This window comes from Streptomyces noursei, from assembly GCF_016917755.1.
GTDB lineage: Bacteria > Actinomycetota > Actinomycetes > Streptomycetales > Streptomycetaceae > Streptomyces > Streptomyces yunnanensis.
Window position 1 is genome coordinate 2,029,611 of record NZ_CP070326.1, and the last position, 22,867, is coordinate 2,052,477.

Annotated in this window: 20 protein-coding genes and 1 pseudogene; 11 read left to right on the forward strand and 10 right to left on the reverse strand. The window is 72.6% G+C overall.

Annotated elements, in window-relative coordinates; genetic code table 11:
* Window positions 1-3: 3 nt before the first annotated feature.
* Window positions 4-1,512 (forward strand): acyl-CoA synthetase, encoded by a 1,509-nt coding sequence (locus JNO44_RS08935; RefSeq protein WP_205362796.1) that lies wholly within the window; start codon window positions 4-6, stop codon window positions 1,510-1,512.
* Window positions 1,505-2,917 (forward strand): carboxyl transferase domain-containing protein, encoded by a 1,413-nt coding sequence (locus JNO44_RS08940; protein ID WP_205362803.1) that lies wholly within the window; start codon window positions 1,505-1,507, stop codon window positions 2,915-2,917. Before JNO44_RS08935 ends, JNO44_RS08940 begins: the two co-directional genes overlap by 8 nt.
* A gap of 653 nt (window positions 2,918-3,570) precedes the next feature.
* Here the strand turns inward: JNO44_RS08940 and JNO44_RS08945 are convergent.
* On the reverse strand, window positions 3,571-4,533 hold the full coding sequence (locus JNO44_RS08945) for a LysR family transcriptional regulator (RefSeq protein WP_205362804.1): 963 nt from the start codon (window positions 4,531-4,533) through the stop codon (window positions 3,571-3,573).
* Between the two features lie 75 nt (window positions 4,534-4,608).
* On the opposite strand from JNO44_RS08945, the gene JNO44_RS08950 reads away from it, so the two are divergent.
* Window positions 4,609-5,613 carry a DMT family transporter gene (locus JNO44_RS08950; RefSeq protein WP_205362805.1) on the forward strand — a complete coding sequence of 335 codons (1,005 nt, stop codon included), beginning with the start codon at window positions 4,609-4,611 and terminating at the stop codon, window positions 5,611-5,613.
* Window positions 5,614-5,912: 299 nt separating this feature from the next.
* Here JNO44_RS08950 and JNO44_RS08955 read toward each other — a convergent pair whose 3' ends face one another.
* A complete protein-coding gene (locus JNO44_RS08955; RefSeq protein ID WP_205362806.1) occupies window positions 5,913-7,250 on the reverse strand; it encodes an aminotransferase class I/II-fold pyridoxal phosphate-dependent enzyme in 1,338 nt (445 codons plus the stop codon).
* A gap of 35 nt (window positions 7,251-7,285) precedes the next feature.
* Between JNO44_RS08955 and JNO44_RS08960 the strand changes: the two genes are divergently transcribed.
* The gene (locus JNO44_RS08960; protein ID WP_205362807.1) at window positions 7,286-7,954 is read left to right on the forward strand and encodes a pyridoxamine 5'-phosphate oxidase family protein; all 669 of its coding nucleotides are present in this window, start codon (window positions 7,286-7,288) and stop codon (window positions 7,952-7,954) included.
* 9 nt (window positions 7,955-7,963) lie between these two features.
* A complete protein-coding gene (locus JNO44_RS08965) occupies window positions 7,964-8,641 on the forward strand; it encodes an FMN-binding negative transcriptional regulator (protein ID WP_205362808.1) in 678 nt (225 codons plus the stop codon).
* Window positions 8,642-8,787: 146 nt separating this feature from the next.
* On the opposite strand, the gene JNO44_RS08970 is transcribed toward JNO44_RS08965, so the two are convergent.
* Entirely contained in the window at window positions 8,788-9,798 is a 1,011-nt protein-coding gene (locus JNO44_RS08970; protein WP_205369570.1) for an NAD(P)/FAD-dependent oxidoreductase, read from the reverse strand.
* A 236-nt stretch (window positions 9,799-10,034) separates the two neighbouring features.
* Between JNO44_RS08970 and JNO44_RS08975 the strand changes: the two genes are divergently transcribed.
* Entirely contained in the window at window positions 10,035-10,649 is a 615-nt protein-coding gene (locus JNO44_RS08975; protein ID WP_235092729.1) for a helix-turn-helix domain-containing protein, read from the forward strand.
* 21 nt (window positions 10,650-10,670) lie between these two features.
* Here the strand turns inward: JNO44_RS08975 and JNO44_RS08980 are convergent, their stop codons facing one another.
* Window positions 10,671-11,306, reverse strand: coding sequence for a TetR/AcrR family transcriptional regulator (locus tag JNO44_RS08980; protein ID WP_205362817.1), 636 nt, complete (start codon window positions 11,304-11,306; stop codon window positions 10,671-10,673).
* Between the two features lie 169 nt (window positions 11,307-11,475).
* On the opposite strand from JNO44_RS08980, the gene JNO44_RS08985 reads away from it, so the two are divergent.
* Window positions 11,476-12,216, forward strand: coding sequence for a YqeB family protein (locus tag JNO44_RS08985; protein WP_205362819.1), 741 nt, complete (start codon window positions 11,476-11,478; stop codon window positions 12,214-12,216).
* Window positions 12,217-12,233: 17 nt separating this feature from the next.
* On the opposite strand, the gene JNO44_RS08990 is transcribed toward JNO44_RS08985, so the two are convergent.
* The 3 genes from JNO44_RS08990 to JNO44_RS09000 form a co-directional block, all read right to left on the reverse strand.
* The gene (locus JNO44_RS08990; RefSeq protein WP_205362821.1) at window positions 12,234-13,202 is read right to left on the reverse strand and encodes a DMT family transporter; all 969 of its coding nucleotides are present in this window, start codon (window positions 13,200-13,202) and stop codon (window positions 12,234-12,236) included.
* Window positions 13,203-13,380: 178 nt separating this feature from the next.
* The gene (locus tag JNO44_RS08995) at window positions 13,381-14,523 is read right to left on the reverse strand and encodes an EamA family transporter (RefSeq protein WP_205362823.1); all 1,143 of its coding nucleotides are present in this window, start codon (window positions 14,521-14,523) and stop codon (window positions 13,381-13,383) included.
* A 101-nt stretch (window positions 14,524-14,624) separates the two neighbouring features.
* Entirely contained in the window at window positions 14,625-15,158 is a 534-nt protein-coding gene (locus JNO44_RS09000; protein WP_205362828.1) for a Clp protease N-terminal domain-containing protein, read from the reverse strand.
* 448 nt (window positions 15,159-15,606) lie between these two features.
* Here JNO44_RS09000 and JNO44_RS09005 point away from each other — a divergent pair, with 448 nt between their 5' ends.
* Window positions 15,607-16,035 carry a type II toxin-antitoxin system Rv0910 family toxin gene (locus JNO44_RS09005; protein ID WP_205362829.1) on the forward strand — a complete coding sequence of 143 codons (429 nt, stop codon included), beginning with the start codon at window positions 15,607-15,609 and terminating at the stop codon, window positions 16,033-16,035.
* A 52-nt stretch (window positions 16,036-16,087) separates the two neighbouring features.
* Here the strand turns inward: JNO44_RS09005 and JNO44_RS09010 are convergent, their stop codons facing one another.
* Complete coding sequence (locus JNO44_RS09010; RefSeq protein ID WP_205362830.1) at window positions 16,088-16,714, reverse strand: PadR family transcriptional regulator; 627 nt, start codon at window positions 16,712-16,714, stop codon at window positions 16,088-16,090.
* Window positions 16,715-17,029: 315 nt separating this feature from the next.
* Between JNO44_RS09010 and JNO44_RS09015 the strand changes: the two genes are divergently transcribed.
* The gene (locus JNO44_RS09015) at window positions 17,030-17,845 is read left to right on the forward strand and encodes a PhzF family phenazine biosynthesis protein (RefSeq protein WP_205362832.1); all 816 of its coding nucleotides are present in this window, start codon (window positions 17,030-17,032) and stop codon (window positions 17,843-17,845) included.
* A gap of 72 nt (window positions 17,846-17,917) precedes the next feature.
* Here the strand turns inward: JNO44_RS09015 and JNO44_RS09020 are convergent, their stop codons facing one another.
* The gene (locus tag JNO44_RS09020; protein ID WP_420882626.1) at window positions 17,918-18,739 is read right to left on the reverse strand and encodes a CPBP family intramembrane glutamic endopeptidase; all 822 of its coding nucleotides are present in this window, start codon (window positions 18,737-18,739) and stop codon (window positions 17,918-17,920) included.
* A gap of 209 nt (window positions 18,740-18,948) precedes the next feature.
* Between JNO44_RS09020 and JNO44_RS09025 the strand changes: the two are divergent.
* Together JNO44_RS09025 and JNO44_RS09030 are read left to right on the forward strand one after the other, a co-directional pair.
* A pseudogene (locus JNO44_RS09025) lies at window positions 18,949-20,504 on the forward strand (substrate-binding domain-containing protein).
* A gap of 3 nt (window positions 20,505-20,507) precedes the next feature.
* A complete protein-coding gene (locus tag JNO44_RS09030; RefSeq protein WP_205362841.1) occupies window positions 20,508-20,732 on the forward strand; it encodes a hypothetical protein in 225 nt (74 codons plus the stop codon).
* Between the two features lie 20 nt (window positions 20,733-20,752).
* Here JNO44_RS09030 and JNO44_RS09035 read toward each other — a convergent pair whose 3' ends face one another.
* A complete protein-coding gene (locus JNO44_RS09035; protein WP_205362842.1) occupies window positions 20,753-22,309 on the reverse strand; it encodes a glutamate-cysteine ligase family protein in 1,557 nt (518 codons plus the stop codon).
* Window positions 22,310-22,867: the final 558 nt, after the last annotated feature.

The following is a 22,867-nucleotide window of genomic DNA, read 5'->3' on the forward strand; positions in this document are numbered from 1 at the left end:
CCGGTGAACGTGCTCTTCCCCGCACTGCGCGACGGCTCGCCCACCCCCGCGCTGCGCTTCGGCGACCGCGCACTCGACTACCGCCAACTGGCCGCGGTGGTCGGCCCGCTCGCCGAGCGGATCGGCTCGCTGGCCCCAGGTGGCGGTCCGGCCCGGATCGCGGTCTGGGCGACGCCGACGCTGGAGACCTCCGTGGGGGTCATCGCCGCGCTGCTCGCCGGCGTGGCCGCGGTGCCGGTGAACCCCAAGATCGGCGAGCGCGAGCTGACGCACATCGTGACGGACAGCGCCCCCGCCCTCGTCGTGGCCGAGCCGGGCACCGTCCTCCCCGGCCCGCTGGCCGCCCTCCCCCGTCTCGACGTGGAGATCACCGAGCCCGCCGCGGAGCCGGCGCCCCACCCACTCCCCCTGGAGCCGGGCGACGAGTCCCCGGCCCTGATCGTCTACACCTCCGGCACGACCGGCCCGCCCAAGGGCGTCGTCCTCCCCCGTCGGGCCCTCGCCCACACCCTCGACGCGCTGGCGGACACCTGGCAGTGGACGGCCGAGGACGTGCTGGTGCACGCCCTGCCGCTGTTCCACGTCCACGGCCTGATCCTGGGCATCCTGGGCCCGCTGCGCCGCGGCGGCAGCGTCCACCACCTGGGCCGCTTCAGCGCCGAAGGCGTCGCCCGGGAACTGTCCGCGGAAGGCACGATGCTCTTCGGCGTACCGACGATGTACCACCGGCTCGCCCTGGAGGCCGGCGAGAATCCGGCCCTCGCCAAGGCACTGGGCCGCGCCCGACTGCTGGTCTCCGGCTCCGCCGCGCTGCCCCTCACCGACCACGAACGACTCACCGCGGCCACCGGCCGCCGGGTGATCGAGCGCTACGGCATGACCGAGACGCTGATGAACACCAGCGTGCGCGCGGACGGCCCCGATGCCACCGGCACGGTCGGCGTCCCCCTCCCCGGTGTCTACGTCCGCCTCGTCGACGACGCCGGGGAGGCCATCGAGACGAGCGACGGCGAGACGGTCGGCGAGATCCAGGTGCGGGGCCCCAACCTCTTCTCCGAGTACCTCAACCGCCCCGACGCCACCGCCGCGGCCTTCGACGGCGGTTGGTTCCGCACCGGCGACATGGCCGTGCGGGACGCCTCCGGGAACTACCGCATCGTCGGCCGCAAGGCCACCGACCTCATCAAGAGCGGCGGCTACAAGATCGGCGCCGGCGAGATCGAGAACGCGCTGCTGGCCCACCCCGGCGTCGCCGAGGCCGCGGTCACCGGCGAGCCCGACGAGGACCTCGGAGAGCGGATCGTCGCCTGGATCGTGCCCGCGACCTCCCCCGATCCCGACTCGCGCCCCTCCGCCCAGGAGCTGGCCGACCACGTCGCCCAGCAGCTGGCCCCCCATAAGCGCCCCCGCGTCGTGCACTTCCTCGAAGCCCTGCCGCGCAACGACATGGGCAAGATCCTCAAGCGCGACCTCCGGGCCACCACACCCACGCCGGACGCCGGCCATGCATGAGCAACCGTCGCACGACGCCACCCCGCCGCCCAGCCTGCGCCTGACGGCCCGTCAAGCCATCGCCGCCGTCACCGACTCCTACTCCGAACTCACCCCGCCCCTCCCCACCGTCCCCGCGACGCCCGCTCCCCCCGACGGCCCCCTCAACTGGCACGGTTACGACGCCTCCCGGGAGCGCGCCCGCGCCCGGACCGGCGAGAACGAGTCGGTGCTCACCGCCCTCGCCTCGATCGGAGGCACCGACGCCGTGGTGCTCTCCTTCGAGTTCGGCTTCCTCGGCGGATCCCTCGGCGAACGCACCGGCGACCTGCTGGAAGCCGCCTACGCCGTGGCACGCGAGCGGCGCCTGCCCCTGGTGACGCTGATCGCGACGGGCGGCAGCCGGATGCAGGAAGGGATGCGGGCCCTGTCACAACTCCAGCGTGTGGCCCGCCAGTCGGCACTGAACCGCGCCGCGGGACTTCCGCAGATCGCCGTGCTCCGCGACCCGACCACCGGAGGCGGCTGGGCCACGCTGGGCGCCGGTGCCGATGTGATCCTCGCCCTCCCCAAGGCCCAGGTCGGCTTCGCCGGCTCGCGGGTACGGCCACCGGACGCCGACCCCCATGCCTACTCCGCCGAGGGCCAGTTCGCCGCCGGCCAGGTCGACGCCGTGGTCCCCGCCGACGCCCTCCGCGCCACACTCCGACGCTGGCTCCCGCTGCTCTCCGACACACAAGGCCCATCGGCCGAAACACCCTCCCCGGCCCCCGTCCCCGCCGCGCTGGGTACCACTGCTCTCCCCACCACCGGCTGGGACGCGGTGGGCCGTGCCCGCGACACCCACCGCCCACGCGCCGAGGCCTATCTACGGGCGTACTTCGACAGCTGGGAGGAGATCAGCGGCGACCGGTGCGGCGGACGCGACCCCGGCATGCGCTGCGGATTCGGCCACCGCGAAGGCCGCACCATCGCCTTCGCCGCCCAGTGCGGCACCGCCACCCGCCCGGCCGGCTTCCGCACCGCGACCCGACTGATACGACTCGCGGACCGACTCGGCATCCCCGTCCTCACCCTCGTGGACACCCCAGGCGCCGCCAACGACGCGGACGCCGAACGCGCGGGGGCCGGCGCAGCCATCGCCGACACCTTCGCCGCGCTCGCCTCCGCCCGCGTCCCGGTCACCTCACTCCTCATCGGCGAAGGCGGATCCGGCGGCGCACTCGCCCTGGCCGCGCCGAACCGCCTGTGGGCCACCCCCGACAGCTACTTCTCCGTCATCGCCCCCGAACTGGCCGCCGCCATCCTCAAACGCTCCCCCGCCGAAGCCCAACACACCGCCAACCAACTCCACATCCGCCCACAGGACTTGCTCGACCTCGGCATCATCCAGTCCATCGCCACCTCGGAGCCCGGACCCGGGTGACACCAAGCCCCAGCCGTGAGCAAGCGGACAACCCGCGGCAGGGCCGAACCGGTACTTCCCAGGAACGCCCGCTCCCACGACCTGGGAGGCTCGCAAGCTGGGGAGACTCACAGACCTGGAGCGCACCAGAGGAGGACAACTGGCTCACATCGGGGATGACTGGCCCGCACCGGAGGGGGAGGGGACTGGCCCACACCGGGGCGACTGGTTCGCGTCGGGACGAGTGGCTCACCCTGACGGTGACTGGCTCGCGTCCGAAGCTGGCTCACGCCGGTGAGAGTGACTGGCTCACTCACGGGACAGCCGGACACGGCCTGACGCAGCCGAACACGATTCAAACTGACCCGTCTCGATCGGGAACGAGCACGGCCGGGCACGACACGGCCAGGCGCGGCCGGGCTGGCGACGTACGGCCAGGCATGCCCGAGCACGCCAGGCACCCCCAACTGCCCTCAGGGAACCGACGTCTACCTGGGGCACGGGCACGGGGAATCCCCCATGGAATCGCGCAGGGGGACGAGCAATCCCGCGACGACGGTGGAGGGGGTGGGTGGGGAGGGGCGGGGGGAGGGGGGAGGGGGGAGGGGGCTGGCGGGGGGGGAGAGCGCAAGCAGCACTCGCCCACCACAGCCACCGCCCACCCCACCACCCCCTCAGCCCTCTCCCCCAACCCCAGCCCCACCCCCCGAACGGCCCCCTTCCCCATCCATCCCGGCCTCCACGCGCTCCCCGGCCCTCTGGAGCGCTGCCACGGCCGCCCGGATCGAGGGTCTGCGATCGGCGTCCGCGCGCCAGATGGCATAGACATGCCGCCGCATGGGATGGCGTACCGGCACCACACTCACGCCGTCCGGCACCGGCCCGCGCCCCAGCCGCGGCGCCACCGCGACACCCAACCCGGCCGCGATCAGGGCGAGCTGAGTGTGATGCTCCTCGACCAGGTGCGCGATACGCGGCTCCACCCCCTTGCTGCGCAGCGTGAAGATCAGCCAGTCATGGCAGAACCCCGCCTGCGGCCAGGAGATCCACTCGTCGCCCGTGAACTCCTCCAACTCCACGAACTTCCGCCCGGCCAGTGGATGGTCCGACGGCATCGCCACATCCGAGGGGTCGTCGAGCAGCGGCGCCTTCGCCAGCCCCTCGGGCAGCGACAGCGGCCGGTTGTACCAGTCGAGTACGACGGCCAGATCGACGTCACCGCGGACCACACCGCGCACCGAGTCGTCCGGTTCCATCTCCCGTAGTCGCGGGCGGAGTTGCGGATGTTCAGCGCGCAACGCGGCGAGCGCGGACGGGAAGAGTCCGCGCGCCGCGGTCGGGAAAGCGCTCATCCGCAGCTCGCCCACGGGCTGACCGCGATGCGCCTCCAGTTCGGCCTGCGCCAGCTCCACCTGGGAGAGGATGCGCGCCGCATGGTCGGCGAGCAGCCGACCGGCGTCGGTCAGTCGGATTCCCCGCCCGTTCTTCGCCAGTAGCTGCTGTCCGGTCTCGCGTTCCAGCTTGGCGATCTGCTGGGAGACCGCCGAGGTCGTCACATGCAGCCCTTCGGCTGCCGCGCTGACCGAACCGTGCCGGGCGATGGCGAACAGAGTCCGTAGCCGATCAAGGTTCAACATATAAGTAATGCTAAGCGATACCTGCCATTAATTCTCACTTGTGCTACGAATTTGAATCCCTGCATCGTAGACGCCATGAGCACCACCGACGCGCCCTCTGCACGCGCCATCTCCGCCGACGCCCCGGCTCCCGGATCCGCACCGGCACCCGTCGCGGCCTCGACCGCCTCACGCTCCGCCCAGGACGCGCCCGCGCCACGCCGTACCTTCGCCTGGCAGATCCGTTTCGCCTTCCTCTGCCTGGTCTGGGGATTCAGCTTCCTCTTCATCAAACTGGGCACCGAGGGTTTCGCACCGTTGCAAGTCTCGCTGGGCCGGGTGGCGTTCGGCGCACTGGTGCTGTTGGTGTTCCTCGTGATCAAGCGCGAACGACTTCCCCGCTCGGCTCGGACCTGGGGCCACCTCGCGGTCGCCGCGCTCCTCCTCAACGCACTGCCGTTCTCGCTCTTCGCCTACTCCGAGCTGACGATCCCCTCAACACTGGCGAGCATCTGCAATGCCACCTCGCCGCTGTGGGGCATGGCACTGTCGGTCGTGGCGCTCTCGGAGGACCGCCCCACCCGACGCCGGGTCGCGGGGCTCGGCATCGGATTCCTGGGGGTGCTCACCGTCCTCGGTGCCTGGCAGGGCTTCTCCGGCACCGACCTGACGGGCACCGCCATGGCCCTGGGCGCCTCGCTCAGCTACCCGATCGGCTGGATCTACGTCCGCCGCACCCTCGCACGGGACGAGCACTCGCACCTGGCCAAGTCCAGTGCCCAGCTACTGCTCGCCACCCTCCAACTGGCCGTGGTCACTGCGCTGTTCACCTCGATGCCGACCGCCTTCCCGGCCGTCCCGCTCCTCGCCGTCTTCGCCCTCGGCGCGCTGGGTACCGGCGTCGCATTCCTTCTCCAGTACGGCCTGGTCGCGGAGGTCGGACCCACCACCGCCCAGATGGTCACCTACTTCACCCCCGTCATCGCCACCGCGTCCGGTGTGGCCCTCCTCAACGAGCACCTCGCCTGGAACACTCCCGTGGGCGCCGTCATCGTCCTGGCCGGCGCCGCCCTCACCCAAAGCAAGCCCCGCACCTCGTAGCCGTCCGCAGCAACCATCCCCCGCCGCAAGACCCACGCCGAAGTCGAAGCCGGAGTCGAAGCGAAGCCACAACGCCCGGCCGAAATCCGGCAGGCACGACTCCACCCCGGCCCCCGAACCTCTCGGGGGCCAACCGCTCTCCTACGGGCACAAGGCTCCACCCCTCCCAGCGAGCGGCCCGCTTCCTACGCCCAGCACGCCCCCCGGGCCTCTCACCTCTCCCGCCTTCCCCTCCCCCCCCCGGGGCCTCCCCCCCCACCCCACCCCACACCCCCTATCCGCACCCCTCACCGCCCCCTTCACTCATACCTCCGCGCCTCCCCCACCCCCGCCCCCATTGCCTCGGCTATCGCGTCGGCCAGGGGGGCGACGTCGTCGACGGCGAGGCCGGAGACGGTGATCCGGATGCCTTGCGGGGATTGCATGCGGAAGCGGGCACCGGGGGCGACCGCCCAACCGGAGTGCAGGAGTCGGGCCACCACACCCGTTTCGTCGGGGACCGGTACCCAGACGTTCATCCCGCTGCGTCCCCGCGCCGGGACTCCGCGCTCCTCAAGGGCACGTATCAGCGCGTCCCGCCGTGCGCCGTACGCACCGGCGACCGCCTTGGGGTCGATCGCGAACGTGCGCCACAGGTGCACCACCGCGTGCTGGATCAGATGGCTGACCCAGCCGGGGCCGAGGCGCTGGCGTCCGCGGACCCGGTCGATGGTGATCGGGTCGCCGGTCAGTGCCGCAAGGCGCAGGTCGGGGCCGTACGCCTTGGCGGTCGAGCGGACCAGCACCCAGTGGTCGGTGACGCCGGAGAGCGGGTGCAGCGGGAGATCGACGATGCCATGGCCGTGATCGTCCTCGATGAGGAGCACTCCGCGGTGTCCGGCCAGCAGGGTGCGGAGTTCGGCGGCGCGGGGGCCGCTGATGGCGGCGCCCGTGGGGTTCTGTGCCCGGTCGGTGACAACGACCGCGCGGGCCCCGCCGTCGAGTGCCGCCGCCATCCGCTCGGGGATCGGGCCCTCGTCGTCCACCCCGACGGGCACGGGGCGCAGGCCGAGGGCGGGGATGAGGTCCAGCAGGCTGCCCCAGCCGGGGTCTTCGACCGCCACGGCGTCTCCGGGGCGCAGGTGCGCCGCGAGGATGCGTTCGATGGCGTCGAGGGATCCGCTGGCGACGGCGATGGGGCTCTCGGGCACTCCCTCGCGGGTGAACGCCGCCCGGGCGAGTGCTTCGAGGTCGTCGTCGACGGCGGGCATGCCGTAGAGGACGGGACGTCGGGTGTTGCGCGCGGCGGCTTCGGCCAGTGCTTCCTCCAGTGGAGGGAGCAGGGTCGGGTCGGGGTTGCCGTCGGCGACGTTCCGGACGCCGGGCGGGGCCACCGCGCGCAGTGCCTCGCGGGAGGTGCTGGCGGGTCTGGGGCGGACGCGACTGCCTCGCCGGCCCGCGGTTTCGATCACTCCTCGGTCGCGGAGCGTGCGGTACGCGGACGCGACCGTATTGGGATTCACCTCCAGATAGACAGCCAACTCCCTTAGTGGGGGCAGGACTTCGCCTGGTTGGAGCTCGCCGGCACCGATGGCTCGCTCGACGCTTGCGGCAATCTCCGATGCGCGCCGCCCTTCGATCCGATACTCTCCTAGCACAAAGTTGATTATGTACTAGTGCAATGGAGTTCGCAATGGCCGAGGGAAAGTCTTTCGCCGCGACGGATCGCACCCTCCCCACCCGCGCCCGGGAGCGGGCCAGGTACGACGAGGAGACGGTGCACGCGATCCTCGACGAGGGCTACGTCTGCCATCTCGGCTTCGTGCGCGACGGCGCACCGGTCGTCCTGCCGACGCTCTTCGGCCGGGTCGGCGACCGTCTCTATGTGCACGGTTCGACGGGTTCCCGCCCGCTGCGGATGGCCGGCGGGCAGAGCGCCGACCCCGGCCTCGCGGTCTGCCTCACGGTGACCCACGTCGACGGCCTGGTCCTCGCCAAGTCCGCCTTCCACCACTCCATGAACTACCGCAGCGTCGTGGTCCACGGCACCGCCCACCAGGTCACCGACCAGGAGGAGAAGAAGGCCGCGCTGGACGCCCTCGTCGATCACGTCCTGCCCGGCCGCGCCGCGGACTCCCGGCCCGCCAACGCCAAGGAGCTGGCCGCCACCGCCGTGCTCCGCCTCGATCTGCGCGAGGTCTCCGCGAAGATCCGCACCGGCGGCCCCAACGACGACCCCGAGGACCTGGCCCTCCCCCACTGGAGCGGCGTCCTCCCCGTCTCCCCCTCCTACGGCGCCCCGATACCGGCCGACGACCTCGCCCCCGGCATCCCCACCCCGGACTACTTCTCCGCCCGCTGAGGAGCACCGATGCTCATCCATCCCTGGGACGCCCCCGGCGACGACGCCGAATGGCAGGAGTGGCTGGCCGCCCATGACTTCGGACAGCTCGCGGTCAACGGCTCCGCCGGCGAGCCGCCGTGGGTGCAGCCGCTGCATTTCGCCTACGACCCGGCGCACCGCGAGGCCGTCACCCACCTCGCCCGCCCCAACCCCATCTGGTCCGCGCTGCTGGACAGCCCGACGGTCCTGCTGAGCGTGGTGGACGACTACACCTTCATCCCCGGCCCGTGGCAGGCCGGCGAAGACCAGCCGCCCGAGCACGGCGTCCCCACCAGCTTCTACGCGGCGGTCCAGCTCCGCTGCACCGCGCACGTGGTGGACGATCCGGAGGCCAAGGCCGCGTTGCTGCAACGCCAGCTGGCCCATTTCCAGCCGGACGGCGGCTCGGCTCCGGTCGTCGCCGAAGCGGCCCCGTACGGTCGGCAGTTGCCGGGCATCCGCGGGCTGCGCCTCGAAGTGCTCGATGTGCGGGCCAAGTTCAAGTACGGCGGCAAGCGGAGCGAGGCGGTCCAGCACCGCATCTCGGCACGCCTCGCCGAACGGGACGGTCCCGGCGATGCCGCGGCGCGCCGTCACCAGCAGCGCCGCCTCGCGGCCGCCGGCGGCTCCGCGCCGACCGCGAGCCGCTCGAACGGGACGAGGTAGCGGGGCAGGAGAGGTAGGAGAGCTGGAGTCAACGCACGCCCGACGCGCGTCCAGCACACGGTGTCCGGCCCACGGCCCACGGCCCACCGGATGAACGACGTACGGGGTCGTTCATCCGGTGTGCCGCCGCGCTCCGGCCGCGGGGGTCAGCGGTGCGCCCCGACCGTCGCCCGGCGTTCCGCCACGGCCCGCTCGACCTCCTCCTCCACCAGGTCGAGGTTGAGGGCGAAGGCGGCGGCCGCCCCCATGCCTGCGGCCGTCACGACCTGCGCGCGCGGATCGGCCACGTTCCCCGCGGCCCACACGCCGGGCACGCTGGTCCGTCCCGAGCGGTCGGTGCGCACCCAGCCGTCCTCGTTCCGTGCGCAGCCCAGCGCGGTGAGCAGGGTGTCGTGCGGCGCCATCCGCGGGAAGACGAAGACGGCGGCGCGCGGCACGACGTGCCCCTCGGCCAGTTCGACCCCGCGCAGGCGGTCGTCGTCGACCACCAGCCGCTTGACCGTCCCCTCGGCGATCCGCACGCCGCGCGCCGCCAACCGTTCCCGTTCCTCGTCGCTCGGGTCCAGTTGGTGCGGGAAGAGGACGACGTCGTCCGACCACTGCCGCAGCAGGAGCGCCTGGTGCACGGAGCCGGGGTGGCTGCCGAGTACGCCGAGCGGCCGATCGCGGACTTCGTAGCCGTGGCAGTAGGGGCAGTGCAGCAGGTCCCGGCCCCAGCGTTCCCGGAGGCCGGGGAGGTCGGGGAGGTCGTCGCGCAGGCCGGTGGCGACCAGGACGCGGCGGGCGCGGAGTTCGGGGCCGCCGGCGAGTCGCACGCCGAGGTCGGGGGTGATCTCCACGGCCCGGCCGTTGATCAATTCGGCTCCGTAGGTGGCCAGTTCGGCGCGGCCGACCTCCAGGAGGGCGGCCGGTGGCATGCCGTCCCGGGAGAGGAAGCCGTGCATCCGGTCGGCCGGTGCGTTGCGGGGTGCCCCGCCGTCGACCACTGCCACACGTCGGCGGGCCCGGGCCAGGACCAGGGCGGCGTTCAGTCCGGCCGCGCCGGCCCCGACGACCACGACGTCCCATTCCGCTTCGCGGGCTGGACCGTGCGTGTGGTGCGCGGCCCCGGCACCGTGTGCGGCACTCTCCGCCCCGCCGCCGGGGCTCCGCGCCATCCCGGCGTTCATCTCGGCCTCCACCTCGGCCTCCACCTCCGCGTTCATCTCGCCCTTCCCCGCGGCATCCATCTCGATGTGCGCCTCGCTGTTCGGCTCGATATTCGGCCCAATGTTCTGCTCGACGCTCGACCCGACGTTCGTCTCGCTCATGGCGATCACCTCCGTCCGCAGGCTGCGCCAGGCGTCGCGTTCTCAGCAATGTTTGTTGCCGAATCCGGGAATGGCGCGGTGCAATGGACGGTGTGGAACACTCATCTGCCATTTCCCGGGCCCTCACCGAGGTCGGTCCGCGCCTGAAGCGGTTGCGGACCGAGCGCGGCGTCACGTTGGCCGCGCTGGCCGAGTCCACCGGGATCTCCAAGAGCACCCTGTCCCGGTTGGAGTCCGGTCAGCGTCGGCCGAGTTTGGAGCTGCTGCTCCCCATCGCGCAGGCGCACCAGGTCCCCTTGGACGAGTTGGTCGGGGCGCCGGAGGTCGGGGATCCGCGGGTGCGGCTCAAACCGCGGCACATGCACGGCGCCACGGTGTTGCCGCTGACCCGTCATCCGGGTCCGTTGCAGACGTTCAAGATGGTCATTCCGGCCACGCGGAGTACGCCGGACCCCTGTACCCACGAGGGGTACGAGTGGCTGTATGTGCTGGCGGGGCAGTTGCGGCTGGTGTTGGCCGACCATGATCTGGTCATGGGGGCGGGCGAGGCGGCGGAGTTCGACACCCGGCTGCCGCACTGGTTCGGGAGTACGGGGGACGGCCCGGTGGAGGTCCTCAGTCTCTTCGGGCGTCAGGGCGAGCGCATCCATGTGCGCGCCAAGCCCCGCTCGCGCGCCGAGGGCGACGACGCCCGCTGAGCGCGGCGGCGCACCCGCCCGTCATGCCTCGGGCGCGTTCTCGCGGTGCGGTGGCGCCTGGAGGAAGCGCTGGAGGATCAGGTGCAGCACGGGCAGTTGTTCGGCGGGCTTGAACGCCGGGTCGGCGGCCGCGCTGCTGTAGAGCGAGGCGATCAGGGCCTGGACCCAGGTCGCGGCGTCGTGCGGAGCGAGCGCGGGGTCGATCTGGCCGGCGGCCGCGGCCCTGGTGAGCAGGGTGGTGAGGGCCGTGTGTTCCAGGGCGTTGTCCCGGCCGAGCAGGGCGTCGAGTTCGGGGTCGCGGTGCACCTGGACGACTGCTTCCATGACCAGCGGCGGGGCGACAGGGTCCATGGCGTCGGCGGTGAGGAGGTCCACGACCTCCAGCAGCGCCTCCCAGGGGTCGTCGCCGGCCTGTGCCCGGGCGAGCCGCTCGGCCTTGCTCTCCCCTGCCTCCCCGGCGTCGTCCTCGAAGATGGCGTGGAAGATCGCGCGCTTGTTGGGGAAGTAGTGGAAGAGGTTGCCGGAGCTCATGCCGGCGGCCTTGCAGATCTCGGCCGTGGTGGTGCGCTCGAAGCCCTTGGCGGCGAAGAGTTGGGCGGCGGTGTGCACGATGTGCCGGCGTCGGGCGCGGTGCTTCGCCGGGTCGATCTTCCTCATGGCGCTCTCGCCTTTCTGCCCGTGGCCCTGCGTCGGTCGATCCGCCTGGCCGCTCCGGCGTTGCCGCCGGGACGGGCTCCGGCCGCTCCGTGGCCAATAATAGACCGCCTACTCGGTTTATTATTGCTGGCGACGCGCACGACCCGCATCACCCAGGGGGATCAGACACATGGACACCCACAAGCCGCAGCCCACTTCCGGCCCCGCCGCGCCGGGATCGGAGCCCGGCGGGCCGAGCGGCCCCACCGTCCTGGCCGACTCGACCGCGATGGTGGTCGCCGTCTGCGCGGTGTTCGCGGCGCTCGGCGCCGGCGTCGGCTGGCTGGTGCGGCTGCTCGCGAAGTGGCTGGTGACGCTGGAGCACGCGCCCTGGCAGGGCCCGGCCAGGCTGCTGACGTCGATCCCGGAACCCTGGCTGACGATCGGCGTCCTGGCGCTGGGTGCGGTGCTGGGGCTGGCGGTCGCGCTGTTCGGGCAGCACGACGAGCTGGCCGTGCGCGTCGCCGACGACGAGGTGGTGCTCACCCGGCGGGCGAAGCCCCGGGCGTTCCCGCGCGCGGCGGTCCGGCTGGCCTTCCGGGACGGCAAGGAGCTGGTCCTCCTCGGCCAGGACACCGCCGAACTCGCGCGGGAGGGCTGCACGTTGAGCGTCCAGCGCCTCGCCGGGGCTTTCCGTGAGCACGGCTACGACTGGGCGGACGGCGATCCGCACGAGGACGAGTTCCGGCGCTGGGTACCGGACACCCCGGGGCTGCCGATCGGCGCGAACGCCCTGTTCACGGCGCGCGAGCGGGCCCTCGGCAAGTCGGGGACGGCCGAGGACGCCCGGGAGCTGCGGGACGAACTGGCCCGACTGGGTGTCGTCGTCCGGGACAAGGACAAGCGGCAGTTCTGGCGGCTGGTCCCGTAGGACCAGCCGCCGAGCGGCTATCGGAGGTCGCCGCGGTCGCGGCCGCGGGCCTCCGTCACCGCCAGTGCCGCGACGGCCGTGAGCAGGACGGCGGTGCCGGCCGCCGTCGCCGTGGTGAGCCGCTCACCGAGGAACAGCACCGCGATGGCCGCCGCCGAGACCGGTTCGATCAGGGAGATCACGGAAGCGGTCGCGGCCCGTACGACGGCCAGTCCGGCGAAGTAGAGGCCGTAGGCGAGGGCCGTGGGGATCGCGGCGATGTACCCGAGCAGGAGCAGGCTGCGGCCCAGGTCGTGGGCGTACGGCCACAGCCCCTCGGCCGCGGCGAGGGGCAGCAGGCACAGGGCGCCGACCGCGAACGCGCTGATGGTCGAGGCGTAGGGGTCGCTGCCGCCGCCCCGCCCGAAGCGGCGGGTGGTGAGGGTCATCACGGCGCAGGCGGCGGCGGAGAGCACGGCGTAGCCGACGCCGGCCGGGCGGACGGTGGTGGCACCGTCGCCGCCGAGGACGAGGATCAGCAGGCCGGTCAGTGCCCCGCCGACGGCCAGGACGCCGCCGGCGCCGAGCCGTTCGCCCATGGCCAGGCGGGCCCCGATGGCGATGAGGACGGGGCCTGCGCCCATGGTGATGACGGTGCCGACGGCCAGGCCGGTGGCTTCGACGGACGCGAAGTAGGCGGCCTGGAAGACGGCGAGGGCGATGCCGGTGACCGCGACCCGTGCGGCGCGGCGGCGCAGCGGCTCGGCCGGCAACGGGGTGGTGGTGTCGCGCGTGCTGCCGGTGCGGTGCCGCCGTGCCACCCGTACGGCGAGCAGGAGCAGCAGGCCGCCGAAGGTGCGCCAGAAGGTGAGGGCGAGGGGGCCGAGTCCGCTGCCGTGGTAGAGGAGGGCGGCGGCCGCGCCGGCGGTGCCCCAGGCGGTCGCGGCGAAGGAGACGTAGGCCAGTCCCCGGCCCACGGGCAGGGCGGGGTGGGGTGTGCTGTGCATGGGAGCTGTACTCCGGGAAATCCAGGACGGCGCTGGGCGCCGTGACATGGTCGCGTGGTCCCGTGTGCGGGCAGCGTCAACCGGCTCGGGACTCCGCCCGGGCCGGGATTTCCTCGGAGGCCGCCGCCCGCCTTACGCGGCGGGAGGGGGCAGCACAGTCGAATGCATGATCGTCAGCCTATGTCGTGGGTGAACCGGCGGACAACTCGTCGCCGGAGGGCTCCGTGGCGCCGTCCCGCGCGGTCCGGGGCCCGTGGGCGTCGACTGCGGGCGCTCCCCCGCCGGCGACGGTGGCGGTGCCGGCCCCTCCCGGTTCGGTCCGCGGTTTGGCGGACTGGGCGATGAAGGCGCCGATCAGGACCACCGCGCCGCCGGTGATCTGGGGCGCGGAGAGGTGTTCGCCGAGCAGTACCCAGGCGAGCACGGTGGCGATCACCGCTTCCAGGCAGGCGACGACGCCGGCGACCTGCGGGGAGAGCCGCCGGATCGACACCACTCCGGTGAGATAGGCGGCCACCGTGGCGACCAGCACGATCCAGGCGAGGAGCAGCGCCGCGGGGACCTCGATGCCGTTCATGTCGGCGGTGCCGCCCAGTACCGACCAGTGCAGGTTCCAGGGCCGGGCGACGACGGTGAGGACGAGCGCGCCGATCAGCAGGCCGTAGGCGATGACGCCGAGCGGGTCCGGCACCGCGTCGCCCTCGCCGTCTCCGCCGTGGTCGGAGAGGACGAAGTAGCCGACCTGGCAGCAGGCCGCGCCGAGCGCGAGGAGCAGACCGAGGGCGTCGAAGCTGAGGCCGGACCACACCTCGACGACGCAGGCCAGTCCGCCGACAGCGAGGACGACGCCGACGGCGGCGGCGCGGCTCACGGGGCGTTTCTGGACGAAGCGCACCCAGCCCAGGACGAGGGCGGGGGCGAGGTATTCGATGAGCAGTGCGACACCGACGGGGATGCGGGAGAGCGCGGCGAAGTAGCACGCCTGGACGCCGGCGACGGCCAGCAGTCCGAAGCCGGCGAGCAGTGCGGGCCGGCGGCGGGGCAGGTCGCGGTGGCGCCAGGCGACGGGGAGCATCACCAGCGCGGCGCCGGTGACGCGCAGCCAGGTGACGTGCAGCGGTTCGAGGCCGGCGGCTATCAGGGGCTTGGCCGCCACTCCCGAGCCGCCGAAGGCGAGTGCGGAGAGCAGGGCGATGCCGAGTCCGGCGCCACGTCCGGCGCGCGGGCCGGGCGCGGCCGACCGTGGGGTCCCCGTGGACCCTGAAGTTCCGTGGCCCGGGCCGGTGGTGTGGCCTGCCGGGCTCCCCGATGAGGCGTGCATCGGGTCATCATGGCAGTCGCGGTCAGCAGCGTCACCCCCCGAAACCCCTGTCTCATCAGGCGATACGCGGGGGCCGCGGGGCGGCGTGCGCGATGTCCCGGTCAGTCCGGTACGGGCTGTTGGTCGCCGTCGAGGCGGGCGGCGAGCCGGGCGGTGTCGACGGCGGCCCGGCGCAGGACCTCGACGGCGCGGGACTCGGGGTCGTCGACCAGTGCGGCAAGGAGGTCGAGGCAGCCGGCGCGGGTGGCGTAGCGGGCGTGGGCACGATCGAGGGCACCGTCCATGGCGGCGGCCGCGGCGGGCGACCAACCGGGGACGCCGCCTTCGGTGACCATCGGGACGGCGCCGGAGTCCTCGACGGTGCCGTGCCATTGGAGGCCGTAGCCGATGCTGCGTTGGACGAGGTAACCGAGGAGCCGGGCGACCTGCTGGCCGCCGTCGAAGACCTCGCGGACCGCGGGGTCCCATTCCAGGAGTCCGTGGAGCAGGTGTGCGGTGTCGACCTGGTGGTCGCCGTCGCGGGTGGCGCGCCTGCGGGCAGCGGACACCACCGACGCGAGCTCCACGGTGAGCTGGCCGTCGGGGTCCTCCTGGGCGGAGCGGTCGCCGCCACTGTACGCAGTACGGTTTTGCACAGCCCCACCCCACCAGTCCTGAAAGGCCGGAGCATCCCCGGCGGGAAGCATTTGCGCATCCCACCCTGGTTGGGGAAGCCGACACACGATCTCATCCTCACGGAGGATATGCGGAGAGAACGTGGAGGTCGGGCATCTCGTCGCAAACGGGCGCACTCCCGTTTGCCCGCCTCATATCACCAGGTCACGGACGACAACCGAGCACCGCCGGCCGCGTGCCACGGCGCGACTGTGGACACCCGGGCCGGCGGCCAGGACCCGTCCGGCGGATCCGGCGCGCGGGCCGCGCCGACACCCGTTGACCGCCCGCCGACCCGTCCGGCACGACCTCGCCCCGCGCGGAACTGACAAACCATCAGTAAAGCCCGGCAGTTGCTATTGAACCCTCGCCCCCGTACCGCTACGTTCCGCGCACCAGCCAGGACGCCGTCACCGAAGGGGTGCACGCATGGCCGATGTCACCGCCCAGGCCCGGATCGAGGCACCGGCCGAGAAGGTCTGGGACCGGCTCACCGACTTCGACTCCTACGGGCAGTGGAACGCCACCCACACCGACTTCCCGCACGGCGGCCCCCAGCCCCTCCACGCGGGCGCGACCTACGACGAGAACATGAAGCTGATGGGCTTCCCGGCGGAGGTGAGCTGGACCGTGCAGGAGCTGGAGCCGGGCCGCCTGCTCGCCGTCAAGGGCAAGGGCCCGATGGGCGTCAACCTCGGCATGCGCTATCAGCTGACGCCCGACGGCGAGACGACCACGGTCCGGATCGACGGATCCTTCACCGGCGCCGCGGTCTCACTGATGGCGGCCAAGCTGAAGGACTCGGCGAGCGCCGCGCTGAACGAGTCGCTGCGCAAGCTCGCCGGCCTGGTCGCCTGAGCCGCCGCCGGGGCGGCCGCGCCCTACGGCACCCCCGCCCCGGCCCGCCGCGTCAGTCCTCCTCGGCGAGGATCAGATACAGCTCCTTGCGGGCCTTGTTGACCACCGCCATGGCCTTCTCCCGCTGTTCGGGGCTGCCGGTGGCCCACACCTGACGGAACGCCTCGACCAGGCCGCCGCCCGCCTTCCGTATCTCGTTCATCGCCTCCCAGTCGACGCCGCGACCGGCGTCCTCCCAAGGGGCGTCGGAGCCGCTGTCGGCCTCGGCGCGGCCGGCCTCGGTGAGCGAGAACAGCTTCTTGCCGCCCTCGCTGGCGCTGGTGATCAGCCCCTCGTCCTCCAGCAGCTGGAGGGTGGGGTAGACCGAGCCGGGGCTGGGCTTCCACGCCCCACCGCTGCGCTCGGCGATCTCCTGGATCATCTCGTACCCGTGCATGGGGCGGTCCTTGAGCAGCGCCAGTATCGAGGCCCGCACATCGCCGCGACGGGCCCGGCCACGGGGCCCGCCGCGCCCCCGGCCGCCACCGAACGGCGGGCCGCCGAAAGGCGGCCCGAAGCCTCCGAAGGCGGCGCGCCGCCGCTCGAAACCGCCACCGAACTCGCCGTGGCCACCGCGGCGCCCGGGGCCACGGTGCTCGTGTCCGTGGTCGGGTCCGTACTCGTATCCCTGGGAACGCATGGCGTCCTCCCTCTCGTCATCAGTGCTCACGCACGTGCTATCGCTCGCAATCTTTGACCGATCGCGATGCTTCAACGATATATCGGGAGTGTTCGGCGAGCAAGGGTCGCCCGTGCCTTTTCTTCCATCCGGGTCCGTGACTCCCGAACGCGCGCCGTCGAGCCCCGCCGATCGCGACGCCCCCCAGATCGCGACACCCTGACGACCGCGACGCCGTGGCGACCCCGGGCGGAGGACCGTGGGAGCCGCCAACCAGGTCCAATGTCCCGGGATTGGCCTTGGCCCGTGGCCCTGCGGCACGCCTACGCTCCGGCCATGAGGATCCGCATCGTCGACGCCTTCACCGACCGTCCGTTCGCCGGCAACCCCGCCGGCGTCGTGCTGCTGGACGCCGGCGCGTTCCCCGAGGACGCCTGGCTCCAACACGTCGCCGCCGAGGTCAATCTCTCCGAAACCGCCTTCGCGCACCCGCTTCCCCCCGGCGGCGACGCCGACTGGGCGCTGCGCTGGCTCACCCCGACCGCCGAGGTGAACATGTGCGGGCACGCCACTCTGGCCACCGCGCACGTGCTGCACACCACGGGCACGGCGACCGGCACCGTGCGCTTCAGCACCCGCAGCGGCGTGCTGATCACCCATGCCGACGACAGCGGCTCGATCACCATGGACTTCCCCACCGCCCCGCTGACCCCCGTGGACGTGCCGGACGTCGTCGCCCGGGCACTGGGCGCCGAGATCCGCTCCGCGCACGACACCGGGCCCGACGTCGGCGACCTGCTGATCGAGTTGGCCGACGAGAAGGCCGTGCGGGACCTGGCGCCGGACTGCGCCCTGCTGGCCGGACACGGCGGGCGAGGCGTGATCGCCACCGCCCGCGCCGAAGACCCCGACGGCGCCTACGACTTCGTCTCGCGCGGCTTCTTCCCCGCCGTGGGCGTCGACGAGGACCCGGTCACCGGGAGCGCGCACACCGCGCTCGCCCCCTTCTGGTCGGCACGCCTGGGCCGCGGCGACCTGGTCGGCTTCCAGGGCGGCACCCGGACCGGCCTGGTCCGCACCGAGCTGCGCGGCGGGCGCACCCTGTTGACCGGCTCGGCGGTGACCGTCATCGACGGCGAACTGCTCGTCTGACCGCCGCCGTCCGGACACGGTGCGGGGCGGGGGCCACCAGGCCACCCGCCCCGCACCGCCGGATACCGCGCCTCACCCCGTGGGCAACCAGGGCACCCGCCCGGCGAGCAGCGCGTAGCCGAGGAAGGCGACGATGTCGATGAGGGCGTGCGCGGCGACCAGTGGGCCGACCCGGCCCCAGCGCCGGTACACCAGGGCGAAGATCACGCCCATCACCATGTTGCCGACGAAGCCGCCGATGCCCTGGTAGAGGTGGTACGAACCGCGCAGCACCGCACTGACCGCGACCGCCGCCCACGGCGTCCACCCCAGTTGCCCCAGCCTGCGCAGCAGGTATCCGACGACGATGACCTCCTCCAGGACGGCGTTCTGCACCGCGGAGGCGATCAGCACCGGGATCTTCCACCACACGTCGGGCAGCGCCTCGGGCACCACCGTCAGATTGAAGCCGGCGGCCCGCGCGCCCAGGTAGAGCAGCAGCCCGCTGCCCCCGATGGCCGCCGCCAGCCCGGTGCCGACCCCCAGGTCGAAGCCGGGCCGTCGCCGGTCGAAGCCGATGGCGCGCAGCCCGCCGGCCCGTTCCCGCATCAGCAGGTGGGCCACCAGCACCACCGGCACCAGTGCGGTCGCGATGCCGAACAGCTGCCAGGCGAGATCCAGCCAGGGCCGGCCGGGCGCGTGCGAGGCATTGAGCGTCGCCGCCTGGTGCTTGAGGCCGCCGGGTTTGGTCAGTGACCCGATGAAGCTGATGAGCGCGGAGACCGCACTGGCCCCCAGGGAGAGCGCCAGGACGATCAGTATCTCGTTCCGCAGCACGCTCCGGGCCGGCTCGCCGGCCGCCTCGACGAGCCGCCCCGAGCCGCTCCCCGCGCCCGGAACGTCCGCGCCCGCCACGGGACTTGTATCCGACTGCAAAGGTTCCTCCACTTCCGCAATACCGCCTCTTCACCGCTGTCGCCCCGCTAGGGTCTCGAAAGCAGGTACGAAGATCGCTCGCGACAGGCCGGGGACGGTCGCGCTCCACGTGGGGTGTTTCCGTCCGCATCGATCCCGATAGAGGTCCGGGGCTCCGGAACTCCGAGTATCAGGAGAGGCGCTACCGCATGGGACGTCACAGCTTGCCTGACGACTCCGCACCACAGGGAACGGGGTCCCCCCGTACCCGCCGCCGGACGGTCGTCCTCGCCACCGCCGTCCTCGTGATCGCCGCCACCGGCTCCGTCGTGGCGCTGCGCGGCGGGCTCCTCCCCTTCGGCGCGTCGTGCGGCGGCGATTCCGTACGGCTGGAAGTGATCGCCTCGCCCGATATCGCGCCGGCGCTGGACGCGGTGGCGGACAAGGCCCGCGAGGACGCGGTCCGCACGGACGGCAGATGCCTGGACGTCAAGATCAATGCGCGGCCCTCCTCCGAGGTGGCCGACTCTCTCGGGCAGCGGCCGGCCAACCCGGATTTCCAGGTATGGGTGCCCGATTCGGACCTGTGGGTGAACCAGGTCACCGACAACCGGGGGTCGTCCCTGACCGCCGTCGGCGCCGTCGCCTCCTCGCCGCTCGCGCTGGGCGCGGTCCACGACGCCGCCAAGACCCTCGGCTGGCCGGGGAAGACCTACTCCTGGACCTCGCTGACCCGGGCCGCCTCCGGTCGCGCGCTGCGCCTGGGTGTCGCCGACCCGGCCCGCAGCGCCACCGGGCTGCTCGCCCTGGCCCGCATCGATGCCGCCGACCGCAAGGAGACCGACAGCGGCGACGAGGCCGCCACCCGTACCGCGGCCACCGCCAAACTGCTCTACGAGCGGGTCGCGGACGGCGACGGCCAGGTGCTGGCCACCCTGCCGCGCAACGGCTCGGGGGCCGAACAGGGCAATCCGCGCCGCAACCAGGCGCTGCTCCTGTCCGAACAGGCCGCGTACGCCCACAACACCAGTGGGGACGCCGGCCCCGCGCTCGACCTCTTCTACCCCACGGACGGCACGGCGCAGCTCACCTACCCGTACACCCTCGTCGACGAGGACTCCCTGACCGCCGACCAGAGCCGCGCCGCCAACCGCTTCATGACGCTGCTGGACGACACCTCGGGGCAGCAGACCCTGCGCGACCACGGTTTCCGGGCCGGCAACGGCAGCGCCGACCCGCCGCTGACCGGCAAGGCGGGCGGCCGTGCACCGCAGCCGTTCGCCGCCGCCCCGGCCGACCCGCCGACGTCCAAGGAGCTCCAGGCGCTGCTGGGCATGTGGACCATCACGGTGCAGAGCGCCCGGATCACCACCGCCGTGGACGCCTCGCCGTCGATGGCGCTGCCGGTCCCCGGGCAGGGCGGCCGGTCCCGCATGGACCTGGCCAAGGACTCCCTCCTCCAGGCGCTGTCCACGTTCACGCGAGCGGGAAGTCCAACGCGCTGGTGGTCGTCACCGACGGCGCCGACGACGATGCCGCCGGCATCGGCCTGGACGCCCTGGTCATCGACCTGAAGCGGCTCGCCGACCCCAAGCGGCCGGTGCCGCTGGTCGCCGTCGGAATCGGTCCGCGGGCCGACCGGTCGGCGCTGGCCCGCATCGCGGCCCCGACCGGCGGCTGCGCGCACCGCGTCGACGACCCGTCGCAGATCCACGAGGTGATCCTCAAGGCCATCATGGCGGCGGGCAGCCGCGGCCCCCACTAGGGCGTGTCCGCACAGTCCACGGCCGCGTCACCGGGCGCGTCACGGCTCAAGTCCCCTGCTGTCGCCCGCACTTCGCCGCACCGCTCACCGACCCGCCGTCCCCGTAGGCGGGTCTGCACGTGCACCTACCGGCCGGCGTTCGCCGTCGAGGTGGCGGACCTGCCGGTCGACGACTCCCCGGCGACGAGCCCGCAGATCCGCACCGACCGCGGCACCGGCGTCAGCTGACCGGACGGCCCCGCCGGGCGTCACGCGACGGTGCCCCCGGCCGCCGTCCGGCGCTGCGCCGGTACGACGGCCGCGCCGGCCGCCCACGGCACCGGCCAGGTGTGCACCGGCTCCCCGGTGTGCATCAGCTCGCTGTAGCGCCGGGTCATCGCCGCCAGGGCGGCATCCCGGGGCAGTCCCTGCCGCAGCGCGTGGTGGAACGCCGCGGTCTGCCAGGACGCCCCGTTGGCCCGGCGTGCGCAGCGTGCTTCGATGATGCCCAGGTAGTGGTCGCGGTCGGCCGGTTCGACGCCCCAGGCGTCCAGCCCGGCGGCCGCCAGCGGCAGGAGTTCCTGTTGCACCAGGCGCACGGCGGGGATCTCGGTGAGGCCGCCGGCGCGGCCGGGCCGGGGCCAGCGGAGGGTGGCGTCGATGCCGTGGCGGCAGGCGGTGTCGAAGTTGGCGGCGGCGACGGTGAACGGGAGCCGGGTCCAGACGGGGCGCGGCTGCTCGGCGAGGGCGCGCACCAGGCCGTAGTAGAAGGCGGTGTTGGCGATGACGTCGGCGACGGTCGGGCCGGCCGGCAGCACCCGGTTCTCGACACGGAGGTGCGGGAGGCCGTCGGCGACCGCGTAGACGGGGCGGTTCCAGCGGTAGATCGTGCCGTTGTGCAGGATCAGTTCGGCGAGGTCGGGCACGCCGCCCTCGTCGAGGACGCGCAGGGGGTCCTGTGGTCCGCACAGTGGCAGCAGCGGCGGGAAGAAGCGCAGGTTCTCCTCGAACAGGTCGTAGGCGGAGTCCACCCAGCGCTCGCCGAACCACGTGCGCGGGCGCACTCCCTGGGCCTGGAGTTCGGGTGCGCGGGTGTCGGTGGCCTGCTGGAAGACCGGCGGTCGCGATTCGCGCCACAGCTCCCGCCCGAACAGGAACGGGGAGTTGGCGCCGACGGCTATCTGGGCGGCGGCGATCGCCTGGGCAGCGTTCCAGACGGCGGCGAACCGGCCGGGCGTCACCTGAAGGTGCAGTTGTACGGAGGTGCAGGCGGCTTCGGGGGCGATCGACGGCGAGCGGGTGATCAGGCGCTCGACGCCCTGGATGTCGATGACGAAGTCCTCGCCGCGGGCGGCCCGCATCTGGTCGTTGAGCAGCACATAGCGGTCGTTGGCGGAGAGGCTGGCGACGGTGAGGTCGTCGGCGTTCAGGGTCGGCAGGATGCCGATCATGACGATGCGGGCGGCGACTTCCCGGGATTTTCGCTCGGCATAGCCGAGTCCGGTGCGGAGTTCTTCGGCGAGTTGGTCCAGTACCCGTCCGGACAATCGGTGCGGGGTGATGTTGACCTCGAGATTGCACTGCGCGAGTTCGGTCTGGAAATCGCCGCTGGCGATCCTTTCCAGGACCTGCGAGTTCAGCATGCGGGGACGCCCGTCGGCGCCCGCGAGATTGAGTTCGATCTCCAGCCCCATGAGATTCTTGGGGCGGTCGAACCGCTTCTCCGCCAGGAGCCGTCGCAATCCCTCCAGGCAGTCGTGCAGCTTTCTTCGATAGCGCTCCCGGTCCGCCAGGTCGTTCCCCTCCGCGGCGACCTTCTCCCCCATCGGCGGGTACCTCCTAGGTGAACGGCTCGCGGCCACGGGCTGGTCGGTACCGCCCCCGGCGCGCCGGGGTACGGGCTACGGTCGATGATGCCCCGACAATCTGATCGATAACGCCTCAGGGGCATGCCGGTACCGTTACTCTCGGAGAGCGCGCCCGAGGCATTTCCCAGGGGCATATCCACCCTGCCGGCACCCACCGTAATTCGCTCGTAAAAAACACCGACGGGTTCCGGCCTACCGCTTCGTCGAAGAATTACGAGGTGGCCTCTTCCAGCTCCCGCCCAAAGCGGCGGAAATCGCCCCGAATGGCGGACCGGATTCCCTCTTGCCGGAAATCCACAAGGCGAGTAGCCGAAACACTTCCAGAACATATGTCGTATAAACTTCGCAGACGAGGCAGAGATTTGGCGCCCAGCGCGGCGGTGCCCCCATCGGTGCCCCGACACCGCTGCCGACCCGTCGGTCCGCAGTTGCGGTCGGCCAGGCTCTGACCCGCCCGCAGACAGCGCCGTCCGCACTGCCACGCTCCACCGTGTCTCCTAAGTGAGAGGCGACCCG